Origin of the sequence: Paenarthrobacter sp. YAF11_1, assembly GCF_052113445.1 — a bacterium.
GTDB lineage: Bacteria > Actinomycetota > Actinomycetes > Actinomycetales > Micrococcaceae > Arthrobacter.
Genome location: NZ_JBFRDF010000011.1, coordinates 117,150 through 129,581 on the forward strand (window position 1 = coordinate 117,150; position 12,432 = coordinate 129,581).

The following is a 12,432-nucleotide window of genomic DNA, read 5'->3' on the forward strand; positions in this document are numbered from 1 at the left end:
CATGACGATTGAACCCGACCCCACGCAACAACCCGATCCCCTGCAGGAAACCCCTCCCAGCCAGCAGCCGACCCCCAGGAAGCGCAGGCTGGCACTGGTCTTGACCTCTTGTGTTGTTGTCCTCTTGATCGTTGCCGCGGTGGCTGTTGTGGCCGTGACGCAATTCTCCGGACAGCAGCGCAAGGAAAACCTGCAGCTCCTGAAGGAAGACAACCTTACTGCCCTGGTGGACGCACGGAGCAAGCTTCAACCCGCAGCCAATGCCTACCTTGCCGCGTATAAGAAAGCACGGAACGCCCCAGCCTCACAGGAGGAGGCGGAGAAGAACTCCGTGAAGGAGCGGGACGAGTTCCAGCAGGCTGCGGACGCGGCCAGGGCAGCGATGGCGAAAGTGAAGTCCGGCCACGACTCCGGTGGGGACGGAATCGACGTCGCAGTGGGACAACTCGAAGAGTCGTACCAAGGCTTCATTGACCACATGGAGGGCTTGGTGGAGTCATACCCGCAGTTTGAAGGTCTGTTCAGGGCTGACGGGGCAGGCTGCAACGGCCTGTTTGTCGGTTCCAAGGCCGCCACGCTTCGGGAACGTCAAACCTTGCTGGGCCAGGCCGCAGCCCCTTGCCGCGAAGCAGCCGGCCAGCTCAAGCAATCCAAGAACGTGGCCTACGTCGAATTTGCCCGAACCTTTGACAACCGGGTGGCACAGCTCGAATCCAACTCCGAGATCACGGCCAAGTCTGAAGAGAACTACAACGAATTTGTAAAGCTCAAGGACCAAATGGTCCAGAAGACAGCTGAAGCGACCGCGCGCAACGCCTCTGAGGAGGAATTGTTCAAGATTGCCGACGAAGCCAAGGCCCTCAACACCCGGATCAAGAACAACAGGTCGGAGTTTGACTTTGCGGCCAAGCGGTACCTGTCGGGAGTCAAAGACATGCCTGTCCTGGTGGAGGAAGTCTTCACGAAGAAAATCGCGGCCGAGATCAAGAGCTACGACTCTGTGATCCCCCTGCGTGTTCAGATTCTGAAAGACGCAGTGGACGTCGAATTGGTCCAATAACCACCCCGGCACCAACACAAAACGCCGACGGCTTTGCAGGATTTCCCTTGCAAAGCCGTCGGCGTTTCTTCTGTCCTTCCGGGTCAGCGTGCGAAGCGCAGGGTCACCAGTTGGAACGGCCGAAGCACCAACTCCACCTCTGAGCGTTCCCCAACAGTCACTCCAGGCGCCTCTGCAACGCGTTCAAGCAGATCGGTGGCAGTGGCACCGGCCGCCGCAAATCCGGGCCTTACAGTGGCAGCTGAGCGCTCCCCCAGCGACTCGTAGAGCCGGACGATCACGTCGCCGGATCCGTCCTCGGCCAGTTTCACGGCTTCCACCACAATGGCCGGGTTGGAGACCAACACCAGTGGTTCCACAGAGTGCCCACCCGTCACGAACCGCGGCTTCAGGTTGGTGCGGTAGCCCTCTTCCACGGCATCGGCGATCGCAGCGCCGGGCCTGATGGAAACCTCCAAGGTGTGTTCTCCCCGGTCTGCTTCAGGGTCCGGGAACCGGGCCGAGCGCAGCAGCGAGGTGCGGACCGTCGTCGTGGTTCCGCCGTCGGTGCGGACCGCCCTGGTGACGTCGTGTCCGTAGCTGGAGGAGTTGCTGACCGCTACCCCATAGCCGGGCTCGGCGACATGGATCCAGCGGTGCGCGCAAATTTCGAACTTGGCAGCTTCCCAGGACGTGTTGGTGTGGGTCGGCCGGAAGACGTGGCCGAACTGCGTCTCGGACGCCGAACGATCCGCCCTGACGTCCAGCGGGAAGGCGACCTTCAGCATCTTTTCGCGTTCCTGCCAGTCCACCGTGGTGGCGATCCCCAAGGACTTGGCACCGGCGTCGAGCGTGATGCGCTGCGTGATGGTGGAGGCGCCCACCTTGCGCTGGACCACCACGACGGCGCCAACCGGCGTGCGCTCGAGGTCGATGGTGTCCGCTTGGGTCAGTTGGGTGACGTTCCTGCGATAGAACTCTTCGATGTCCCACGCGTCCCACTCGTTGGGCGTATCCCGGAACAGCTCCAGCAGGTTGCCGGCCTGCCCGGGGGCTATGGCGTCACGGCCGCCGGCATGGTCCACCAGGGAGGTCAGCAGGCCGTTCCCGTCCAGGACTGCACGAATGATGCCGTTGTCCAGCACGAAGCCTTCACCGGATTCCTCCACCTGGACACCGGTGCCGGATCCATTGGCTTCAGCGATTGCCAAGGCGGGCACGCCGCTGCGCGAATGCGGCGCTGCGTTGAGCAGGTAGCTTGTGCTGCCAGTCCCCACCAAGGCCTGGGCGGCATGGCTGATGATGGCCTCAAGGTCACGGGAAATGGCCTCATAGTTGCGCTCGGCATCCTGGTGGACCCAAGCGATGGAGCTGCCCGGCAGGATGTCGTGGAACTGCTGCAGGAGCACCAGCTGCCAGAGCCGCTTCAGCTCGGCTTGGGGATACGTGTAGTCCGCACCGAGACGGACGGCGGCTGTGGAGCACCACAGCTCGGCTTCGCGCAGCAGATGTTCGCTGCGGCGGTTGCCGCGCTTGGTCTTGGCTTGGCTGGTGTAAGTTCCGCGGTGCATTTCCAGGTACATCTCGCCCACCCAGACCGGCAGGTTGGTGTATTCCGCCTCGGCCTTGGTGAAGAAGTCCTTGGCAGTGCCCATCCGGACCTTCGGCGAACCTTCAAGGTCTGCAGTGCGGTGCGCGGCGGCCACCATTTCGCGCGTAGGTCCGCCACCGCCGTCGCCATATCCGAATGGCACCAGGGACATGGTTCCGCGGCCGTGGTCGCGGTAATTGCGTTCGGCGTGAGCCAGTTCGCGGCCGTGCAGTTCAGCGTTGTACGTGTCCACCGGCGGGAAATGCGTGAACAGCCGCGTTCCGTCGATGCCCTCCCAGGTGAAGGTGTGGTGCGGCATCCGGTTGACCTTGTTCCAGGAAATCTTCTGTGTCAGGAACCACCGGGAACCGGCCTCCTTCACGATCTGCGGGATCGCACCGGAGTAGCCGAAGGAGTCCGGCAGCCAGGCCTCCTGGCATTCGACGTCGAATTCCTTCAAGAAGAAGCTCTTGCCCTCCACGAACTGGCGGGCCATGGCCTCGCCGCCGGGCATGTTGGTGTCCGATTCCACCCACATACCGCCCACGGGGATGAACTGACCTGCCTTAACCTTTTCCCGGATCCGGACAAAGAGCTCAGGGAAGTACTCCTTGATCCACGCCATCTGCTGGGCCGAGGAGCAGGAGAACACAAAGTCAGGATCCTCATCCATGAGTGCCACCACGTTGGAGAACGTCCGGGCACATTTACGGATGGTCTCACGGACGGGCCACAACCATGCGGAGTCGATGTGGGCGTGGCCTGTAGCCAGGAGCTGGTGGGCGGAAGCATAGGCGGGCCGGCCCAACACTTCCTTCAGCGCTTCGCGACCGGCCGCCGCAGTCCCGGCGACGTCGTCCGGGTCCATGACGTCCAGCATCCGTTCCAGCGCCCGCAGGATTTCATGGCGGCGGGGAAGTTCCATGGGAAGTTCATGCATGAGTCCACTCAGCGTCCAGATGTCCTGGTTGAGTTCCCACACGGTCTCGTTCAGCTCTGCCATGGCGATGCGGCCCAGGCGGTACCGGGGCTCGTCGCCGGACGTAGCTTTGTCTCCCAGCGGAGTGGGAGCAAAGGACCATCCCTGGGCAACGTCGGGGTTCGCTGCAGCTTCAACATAGAAATCCACTGAGTGTCCGCCGCCAAGCAGCTTGACGGGGACGTGATAGTTGCGCGGCGAGATCGCCTTGATGATGCTGCCGTCGGCGCGCCAGGCAGTGCCTTCGCACTGGAACCCGGGGACATCGCTGTTGAAGCCGAGGTCCACAATGATTTCCACTGACGTGGATTCAGCCATGCCCCAGTCCTGCGGGACTTCACCCTGCAGGTGGAGCCATTTGGTGCTCCAGGCCTTTCCCCACGGGGCGCCGTGCTCCTGCGGGGTGAAGAGCTGGCGCACGGCCTCGGCCGCCGGCACGGGCTCGCCCGGAACATCCCAACTGCTGAGCTGCAGCGGTATGGCTCTGCCGTAAATGGCCGGAAGAATGCGTTCCCGAACGAATCGATCGAGGCGCTGTTCAGTGATCCGGCGGTCGTCGTGCAATTAATTCCCCTTTGGGCTTTAGCTGAATTTCACGCTTGGCACACGCACCAGGGGTGCAGGTTCGGACGGCGACTCTGGGTTCGCCGCGCTTCCAATCGATGGATAAAATCTACGTTGTTCCAGCCTATTAGCCAAGTGATTGTCGGCTATCTCCCACGGACACCGCGTCTGCCGGGGCAGGTTCCGCGACGATTCTGTCCCGCCCGGCGTAGACATTGAGACTGTGCCCACGGCTGAACCCGGCCAATGTAATGCCCGTTTCTTCGGCCAATTCGGCCGCGAGGCTTGAAGGTGCGCTGACCGCGGACAGTACGGGAATACCCGCCATGGCCGCTTTCTGGACCAGTTCAAAGGACGCCCTGCCGGAGACCTGGAGGACCGTGCCACTCAGCGGCAGCATGCCCGCCCGCAAAGCCCAGCCCACTACCTTGTCCACCGCGTTGTGCCTGCCGACATCTTCCCGCAGGCAGAGCAGCTCGGTAGTGCCGTCGTCGTGGATCCGGAAAAGTCCCGCAGCATGGACGCCGCCTGTTTTATCGAAAACCGCCTGCGCCTCCCGGAGACGGTCCGGCAAGGCGGCCAGGGCGCGGACCGGGACCGTGACGTTGTCCTCGTGCGGACTGTGATGGGAGGACTTGCGGACAGCTTCGATGGAGTCCGTGCCGCAGATTCCACAGGAGCTGGAGGTGTAGACGTTCCGGCCGGTGTCGGGCCGCACCACGTCAGGCCGAAGTTGGGCGTCCACCACGTTGAAGGTCTGCACGCCGTCTTCGTTCTCCCCCGCGCAGAATCGCTCGGAGATCAGTTGGGCAGGCTCCCAGATGATCCCTTCCGAGACGAGGAATCCCGCCACGAGGTCGAAGTCGTCTCCGGGGGTCCGCATGGTCACGGAGAAGGACATCTCCCCCAACCGGATCTCCAGGGGCTCCTCCACTGCCAGGACGTCTTCCTTATATCGGACGGGATGCTCCAGCGCTTGCGGGGAGCCATCCAGGACAAACTTATGCACCTTGCGGCGCTGGGTCACACGTCCCATATCAGGCTCCGCCCTCCTCTGTCTTCACAAAACGTACGGTCATGGCTTTGTAGCCGGGGGTGTTGGATTCCCGTGCCACCAGTTCGCGATGCACCAGCGCGTTGGCCTCAGGGAAGTACGCCGCGGCACAGCCCTTGGCCGTGGGGTACCCGATGAGCCGGAACTTGTCGGCCCGCCTTTCCGTTCCCGCGAAGGTGGAGATGACATCCACCAGGTCCCGGTCCTCGAAGCCCAGTTCCTTCAGGTCATCCGGGTGGACCAGGATGACCCGCCGCCCCTCCGAGACACCGCGATACCGGTCATCCAAACCGTAGAACGTGGTGTTGTACTGATCGTGGCTGCGGACGGTCTGGAGGATCAAGTGGCCCGGCGGTGCCTCAAGGTACTCAAGCGGCCGCACGGAGAAACGTCCCTTGCCGATGTCCGTGGCGAAGGTCCGCGTATCCCGGGGCGGGTTGGGCAGCACGAAGCCGTTCTTGGTCCGAACCCTGGCGTTGAAGTCCTCGAAGCCCGGTATGACCCTGGAGATGTGGTCCCGGATCACGTCGTAGTCCTCGGCCATGGACCGCCAGTCCACGCTATGGTCATCGCCCAGGGTCGACTGGGCCATCCGGGCGACGATCACCGGCTCACTCAGGAGGTGCTCAGAGACCGGCTCCAGCCTCCCCTGCGTCTTGTGGATGACGGACATGGAGTCTTCCACGGACAGGAACTGCTTGCCCTTGGGGTGTTTGTCGTCGGTGTCCGTCCGGCCCAAGGTGGGCAGGATCAGGGAGGTCTTGCCGTGCACCACATGGGCTCGGTTGGGTTTGGTGGAGATGTGGACCGTCAGCCCTGCCCGCTTCAACCCCTCTTCCAAGGCTGCCGTGTCGGAGCCCGCCGCAGCGAAGTTTCCACCCATGGAGACGAAAACATCCACGTCACCCTTTTCCAGGGCGTGTTGGGTCTCCACGGAGTCATAGCCGTGGTCGCGCGGCATGTGGAAGCCGAATTCCTTGTCCAACGCAGCCAGGAATGATTCCTTGGGTTTCTCCCAGATCCCCATGGTGCGGTCGCCCTGCACATTGGAGTGTCCACGGACGGGGCAGGCTCCGGCGCCACGCTTGCCGAAGTTCCCTTGAAGCAGCAGCAGGTTGATGATCTCGCGCAAGGTATCCACCGAGTGCGGCTGCTGGGTCAGTCCCAGGGCCCAACAGATGATGGTTGCCTTGGATGCAGCCATCATTTCCGCGGCCTTGGTAATTTCTGCACGGGTCAGGCCGGTGGCCCGCTCGGTCTCCGCCCAGTCCAGCACCGAACGTGCGTCCTTATATGCGTCGAATCCCTCCGTCTGCGCCGCAATAAAGGAATGGTCGACGACGGTGCCCGGGTTGCGCTTCTCTTCCTCCAAGAGGAGGTGGCCCAGTGCTTGGAACAATGCGAGGTCGCCACCGACCTTGATCTGCAGGAATTCGTCCGCGATGGTGGTGCCACCGCCAATGACGCCGTTGAGGGACTGCGGGTCCTTGAAGTTCAGGAGGCCGGCCTCGGGGAGCGGGTTGACGGCAACGATCTTCCCGCCGTTGTTCTTGCAGTCCCGCAGTGCGGACAGCATCCGGGGATGGTTGGTTCCCGGATTCTGGCCCACCACCAGGACCAGTTCAGCGTGGTGGATATCCTCCAGCGAGACTGTGCCCTTGCCGATTCCAATGGTGGGGTTCAGGGCGCTGCCAGAGGATTCATGGCACATGTTGGAGCAATCAGGCAGGTTGTTGGTGCCCAGGCTCCGGGCGAACAACTGATACATGAAGGCGGTCTCATTGGCCGTGCGGCCGGAGGTATAGAAAACGCATTTGTCCGGCGTGGTGGCGTTGATGTGCTCGCCGATCAGGGCGAACGCCTCGGTCCAGCTGATGGGCGAATAATGGGTGTCCCCGGGCTTGATGACCACGGGTTCGGACAATCTTCCCTGGCTCCCCAGCCAGTATTCCGTCTTGTTTTCGAGGTCAGCCAGGGAGTGTTTCGCCCAGAATTCAGCGCCCACAGTGCGGGTAGTGCTCTCCTCGGCGATCGCCTTGGCGCCGTTCTCGCAGAACTCGGCGGGGCTGCGCCTGCCTGTGATGGATTCGGGCCAGGCACATCCCGGGCAATCGAAGCCGTCGTGCTGGTTGACCCTGAGCATGGATCGGACCGTGCGGGCTACACCGGCCTGGGCGTAACCGCGTTCAAGGGCCACCGTGACAGCTTTGAGGCCGGCAGCGGCCTGTTTGGGCGGGTGGATTTGCAGGTCATCTTCATTGATGTCCTGTTCTGGAGCATGCCTGTTCATGAGTCCATCATTGCACTTTGTCGGCACCCTTTACCCGGTTCGCTGCAGTGCTCCGGAGTCCAGCGCTCAAGCGTCCAGCGCGCTCCAGTCCACCGGGCCGGAGGGGGCCTTCTTTGCCTGGCGCGCAGGAGCCTTGCGGGGTTTGTCTTCCGCGGCTTTGGGTGCGGGCAACGATTTGCCCCACGGCAAGGCAAACGCCGGGACCAGCTCGCCCAGCTGGACCCCGTGGGGCGGAACCACCATGATCCCGTCCGCGCCGGCCAGGCCCCGCATCATCCCGGGACCCGTGTGCTGCGCCGGCGACGCCAGGCCATAGACCAGCTTGAACGGCATCAGCCGGGTCCGGCCGGGATCCGCCTCGAGCATAGCGCCGCAAGGAACTTCACCTACACCGTCCAACTGCCGATGACCCAATGCCGCCAGCAACGGAGCACCCACCGTCAACAGCGCCATCATCGCGGCAAGTGGATTTCCCGGCAGTCCCAGCACAAACCGGCCATCGGGCAGTTCAGCCAACACGGCAGGATGACCGGGGCGCATGGCAATGCCGTCGATCAGCAGCCGGCCGCCAAGTTCCGCCACCGCCCGCCTGAAGTGGTCGGTCCCCGAGCGACCTGTCCCGCCAGTAGTGATGACGACGTCGGCCGGGGGTTCAGTCTCTCCGTAGGGGTCATCCGCTGTGAGTCCGCCCAGGGCCGGCTCGGTGTCCTGGAGGGCGGAGATCCACTCTTCATAGTTGTCGCCGACCCTGAGCTGCTCTCCTGCGATGCCACCCAGAAGCTCCACAACAGCACCCAATTGCGGGCCGAAAGTATCACGCACTTGTCCGGGCCGAGGGACCCCCTGGGCCACAACCTCGGAGCCCGTCAGCAGAAACCTGGCCAGTGGCTTGCCGAGGACCTCCACATGGTCCAATCCGGCCAGCGCGGCCAAAGCGATGTGGGCCGGATTGAGCACGGTTCCGGTGGTAAGCAGGACTTCCCCCTCCGCTGCCTCTTCTGCGGCTTTGCGGATGTGCTGGCCGTTGCGGGGTTCGCCGGGCTTGGCGCTTCCGCCCAGCGCAAGGACCGGGAGGCCGTCGTCGTCCGTGGTGATGACGCCGCTCTCGCTGCGAAGTACTGCCTTGGCGCCCGGCGGAATCAGCCCTCCCGTCACAATGGGACTTGCCTGGTGGGGGGCAAGCCTCTGGCCTGGTTCGCTAAGGATCCACGGCCCGCTTCCGTTGACGGCCCAGCCGTCCATGGCTGAGGAAGCGTAGTGCGGCATATCCTGCACTGCCAGGGCATCGGCAGCGAGGGTGCGTCCGAGGGCTGAGCTGAGCGGCACAGGACCCGCAGGGATGGGAGTGGCAACATCGAACGCGCGCTGCCGGGCCTCCTGCCACGTGTGTGCCGCGTGATGGCCCTCTGCAGGGGCCTCCGTCATTCGGCGTCAGCCTCGGACTCCGAGTACTCCTTGGCAATCTTGCGGGCCAGTTCCAAGGCGGCGTTCATGGCCGCGTCATCGCTTGCCTGGCCGATGCCGCGGGCCATGCCTGCCGCGTAACCGGCGATGAAGGTGGTCAAGGGCGCTGCGGGGCGCACCACTGAATGCGCGGCCACTCCGGCAACGGCGAGCACTTCGTTGACGTCCACTTCAACGCCTTCAAGCTCGAATGCCTGCAGCAGTGTGCGGCACCATTCCTCGAGCGTCTCTTCCTGGCTCTTCACGTCCGCCTCCAACTTGTAGTCAATGCCCAGGGCCGCAGCGTCCTCCCATGTATCCACGTCATCCGTGGAGCCTGCGGGGACGCCAACGTCCAGCAGGTTCAGCCTAGCAAGCAGGCGGAACACTGAAGAGTCCGTTAACCCGGAACCTTGGGAAGCTACGGCCACTTCGCGGTCCAAGGCTGCGGTGTCGTATACCCCCAGGAGCGGTTGCTTCCGTCCGTCCTCGGAAACTGCCATGGCACCCTCCACTCCGGGGTGCGCTGCCAGCGCTTCCCACAGATGGGAGATTCCACGGGAGGCATGCGGCATGTCGCAGGCGAGAATCAAAGTCCACGGGGCGCCCGCACCGCTGCCTTCCAGCGCAATCAACCCGGCAGCAATAGCAGCGGCCGGACCCGCGAATGCCGGTTCCTCCCGTGCCCGCAGCACTTCGACCGGCAGTGTCCCACCGCCCGTTCCTGAAGCATCAGGACCTACCACCACCACGGCCGTTGCACCCCGGACCGATTGCAGGGCACGCGACAGGAGCGTTTCGCCGTCGTACGTCAACGATGGCTTGGGCACACCACCAAGGCGGGTGGCCCTGCCACCCGCCAGAATCACGGCATTGAACTCCATCCGCCCAGATTACCGGGGCGGCCGGAGTTCAGCAGAAATCGATCAGGCAGCGGATTCCGGCAACAGGAACGGGTCCCAGTCCGGCGCAGGTTTCTCGAGTTCTTTGATCTGCCACATGGTTCCCTGGGGCACCCCGGGCGTGAAACGGAGTTTCCAACCCATTTCAGCCAGCGTGTGGTCACTCTTGGCGTTGTTGCATTTCAAACACGCCGCAACCAGGTTTTCCCAGGAATCCGCGCCGCCCCTGGATTTGGGGTGGACGTGGTCTATGGTGTGGGCTGTTTTCCCGCAGTAGGCGCAGCGATGGCCGTCGCGGCGAAGGACCCCGCGTCGGCTCACGGCGGTAATCCTGTTGTACCGGGGACGGATGTAGCGGTTAAGGAGGATCACGGAGGGGCGTCCAAGAATCTCCTGTGGCCCGACGACAGGCTCGTCGCCTTCGGCCACTACGCTAGCTTTCCCAGTCAACACAAGGACCAGCGCCCGGCGGAATGTTATTACCGCCAGCGGTTCATATCCAGCATTCAGAACGAGTGTGCGCATGCACGTACCTCTTCACGGCCGCACCCGTCAGGGGCACGAGGGCCGGCTGCCCTCTGCTTGTACGGGCTGTGGATCGACAAGATAAGGGTAAGCACTCATATGCCGTATCAACGAATTTTTCCGTCGTTTCCCGTGCAGTGTCGTTAAGAGTTCATGCGAGGTTAAGGCGTCGGGAGCCGAATCCGTCCGTTAAAGCAGAACACCCCGCCGGCCTGAGCCTGCGGGGTGTTGCTGTCAAAGCGGAATGCTGGATCAGCCGTTGACGCGGATGAAAACCGGGCCGGAGCCGACGTTGACGCTGAACAGTGCCGTGGTGGATCCGTTCCATCCACCGTGGACTGCCTGGCCGTTTCCGACGTACACAGCGATGTGGGCCTGTCCGGCGAGACCGCCGTTGGCGTAGTAAGCGAGGTCGCCGGGCTGTGCTTCCGCTGCGCTGACCGTGCGGCCAAGGGAGAGGTAGCCGGCCGGCCAGTCGTGGAAGTTGATGCCAACTGCTGCCAGGGAGTTCGTCACCAGCATGGTGCAGTCCTGGGTGACGCCGAGCTGTGCGTAGGCGGCAGCGGCGATTGCAGCGCCAAGGCCACTGGCAGCGGCCGGAGCCTTTGCCGCAGGAGCCGCGGGGTTGACGGCCAACGTGGCGTTGCCGGCAGTCGCCGTGCTTTCTGCGGTCTTCTTGGTTTCTACCTTCGCAGGAGCCTTCTTCTCTACGGGAGCCGGAGCCTGCACCGTGGTGACCACGGGGCGCTCGTAGGAGATGGCAACGGTGGAGTCCGCAGCGATGGTGGCCTGGACTACCGACTGGACGTCAAGGGTGGACGTCGAGGTGGACTCACGGTCCACGTTGGTGTCGGCGGCGTTGGCAGCAACACTGCCGGTCAGGACCAGGCCTGAAGCTGCGGCAATAACAGCCGCCTGGCGGCCTACGCCGCCGGCGTTTTCACTGACGGCCTTCGCGATCACGGCAAGCGAGCTGGTCTTGGGGGCCTCAGCGCGATGCCGTGCAACCTTGGATGCACTGGTCATGGTTTTCTCTTTTCGTATCCGCGTGTAGTTGGGGTACACGCGGCTCATCGGTGCGCCAGCACTTGGGGGCATGCTGGCGAACCCCGAACCGGATTGTTTCTAGCGGAGGGTAAAGAAGGAGGACGTGCCCGTGGAGGCAGCCGAGTGCAGGAGCGTGCCCTGTCCCGGGTTCAAGGCGCTGATCATCATGCCGTTGCCAACGTAGATGCCTACGTGTGCTCCGCCGTTCTGCATGACCAGGTCACCGGGGGCAGGAGTGCTGGTGGGCTTCATGGCAGTCCAGGCGTTGACGCGCGGGATGCTGATGCCGGCCTGGGCGTAGACCCACTGGGTGAAGCCGGAGCAGTCCCATCCGTTGGGCGTGGTGCCGCCCCAAACGTACGGGTGGCCGATGCCGGTGTAGGCGATCGCGGCGAGGCCGGAAGCGGCAGCGCTGGAAGCAGCGTCCTTGGCTTCGGACGACTTCGCGGTCACAGCGCCTGCGGTGGTCTGGTTGCCATTGGCCGCGGTCCGCTGGGTGGTCTGCGAAGCGCGCTGGACAACCTTGGGAGCTTCCTTGGTGGCCACTACAGGGCTTTCGAAGGAAACAGTGGCGGTGGGCTCTGCGGTGACTACCGCAGTGGTGACCATCTGCTGGGTGCTGGAGGCTTCCGACTTGGAAACGTCGGTGTCCGCTGCCTGGGCCGGAAGACCGACACTGAGGACGAGGCCTGAGGCTGCTGCCAGGACGACGGCCTGACGGCCAACGGTACCGGCGTTGGATGAAACAGCCTTGGAAAGCGTGTTCAAGGGGTTCGTGCGAACCGATTCAGCGCGGTGGCGCGCAGGGGTAGTGCGTGATGACACGTAGGTAGCCTCTCCCAATGCCTGCGAGGTGAGCTGTCGGATTCGGATGGGAGTCATCCGGCCACGCTGCTTCAAGGAAGCTTTGCGACTTAACCCCAAGGCCTTCTTGCGAAGACCAGAAGTGGTTCCCCCGCCCCTGCCAGACGATTTATGCGAACGGACCTCGAGTGGTG

Annotated in this window: 9 protein-coding genes and 1 riboswitch; of the genes, 1 reads left to right on the plus strand and 8 read right to left on the minus strand. The window is 63.5% G+C overall.

Features of this window, described 5'->3' with window-relative positions; translation table 11 throughout:
* Position 1: 1 nt before the first annotated feature.
* Complete coding sequence (locus AB4Y77_RS17010) at positions 2-1,060, plus strand: hypothetical protein (protein WP_442014735.1); 1,059 nt, start codon at positions 2-4, stop codon at positions 1,058-1,060.
* Positions 1,061-1,143: 83 nt separating this feature from the next.
* Here the strand turns inward: AB4Y77_RS17010 and AB4Y77_RS17015 are convergent, their stop codons facing one another.
* The 8 genes from AB4Y77_RS17015 to AB4Y77_RS17050 form a co-directional block, all read right to left on the minus strand.
* Positions 1,144-4,173: an alpha-mannosidase gene (locus AB4Y77_RS17015; protein ID WP_311215073.1), complete on the minus strand. Its 3,030-nt coding sequence runs from the start codon at positions 4,171-4,173 to the stop codon at positions 1,144-1,146.
* Between the two features lie 127 nt (positions 4,174-4,300).
* Positions 4,301-5,209 (minus strand): formate dehydrogenase accessory sulfurtransferase FdhD, encoded by a 909-nt coding sequence (gene fdhD, locus AB4Y77_RS17020; protein WP_311215072.1) that lies wholly within the window; start codon positions 5,207-5,209, stop codon positions 4,301-4,303.
* Between the two features lies 1 nt (position 5,210).
* Complete coding sequence (locus tag AB4Y77_RS17025) at positions 5,211-7,517, minus strand: FdhF/YdeP family oxidoreductase (RefSeq protein ID WP_442014736.1); 2,307 nt, start codon at positions 7,515-7,517, stop codon at positions 5,211-5,213.
* Between the two features lie 66 nt (positions 7,518-7,583).
* Entirely contained in the window at positions 7,584-8,942 is a 1,359-nt protein-coding gene (locus AB4Y77_RS17030) for a molybdopterin molybdotransferase MoeA (protein WP_442014737.1), read from the minus strand.
* Positions 8,939-9,844 (minus strand): NTP transferase domain-containing protein, encoded by a 906-nt coding sequence (locus AB4Y77_RS17035; protein ID WP_442014738.1) that lies wholly within the window; start codon positions 9,842-9,844, stop codon positions 8,939-8,941. Before AB4Y77_RS17035 ends, AB4Y77_RS17030 begins: the two co-directional genes overlap by 4 nt.
* Before the next feature lie 42 nt (positions 9,845-9,886).
* Positions 9,887-10,387, minus strand: coding sequence for an HNH endonuclease (locus AB4Y77_RS17040; protein ID WP_024819811.1), 501 nt, complete (start codon positions 10,385-10,387; stop codon positions 9,887-9,889).
* Between the two features lie 252 nt (positions 10,388-10,639).
* Positions 10,640-11,413, minus strand: a complete 774-nt coding sequence (locus tag AB4Y77_RS17045) for an NlpC/P60 family protein (RefSeq protein WP_442014739.1) — start codon at positions 11,411-11,413, stop codon at positions 10,640-10,642.
* A gap of 99 nt (positions 11,414-11,512) precedes the next feature.
* Positions 11,513-12,259 (minus strand): C40 family peptidase, encoded by a 747-nt coding sequence (locus AB4Y77_RS17050; RefSeq protein ID WP_269768474.1) that lies wholly within the window; start codon positions 12,257-12,259, stop codon positions 11,513-11,515.
* 4 nt (positions 12,260-12,263) lie between these two features.
* Positions 12,264-12,424, minus strand: a riboswitch (cyclic di-AMP (ydaO/yuaA leader).
* Positions 12,425-12,432 lie beyond the last annotated feature (8 nt).

What these genes read in the sequence shown, in the direction of transcription:
- fdhD (WP_311215072.1), bottom strand. Translation starts at nt 5,209, where the DNA reads ATGGGACGTGTGACCCAGCGCCGCAAGGTGCATAAGTTTGTCCTGGAT.
- AB4Y77_RS17025 (WP_442014736.1), bottom strand. Translation starts at nt 7,517, where the DNA reads ATGAACAGGCATGCTCCAGAACAGGACATCAATGAAGATGACCTGCAA.
- AB4Y77_RS17045 (WP_442014739.1), bottom strand. Translation starts at nt 11,413, where the DNA reads ATGACCAGTGCATCCAAGGTTGCACGGCATCGCGCTGAGGCCCCCAAG.
- AB4Y77_RS17035 (WP_442014738.1), bottom strand. Translation starts at nt 9,844, where the DNA reads ATGGAGTTCAATGCCGTGATTCTGGCGGGTGGCAGGGCCACCCGCCTT.
- AB4Y77_RS17030 (WP_442014737.1), bottom strand. Translation starts at nt 8,942, where the DNA reads ATGACGGAGGCCCCTGCAGAGGGCCATCACGCGGCACACACGTGGCAG.
- AB4Y77_RS17010 (WP_442014735.1), top strand. Translation starts at nt 2, where the DNA reads ATGACGATTGAACCCGACCCCACGCAACAACCCGATCCCCTGCAGGAA.
- AB4Y77_RS17040 (WP_024819811.1), bottom strand. Translation starts at nt 10,387, where the DNA reads ATGCGCACACTCGTTCTGAATGCTGGATATGAACCGCTGGCGGTAATA.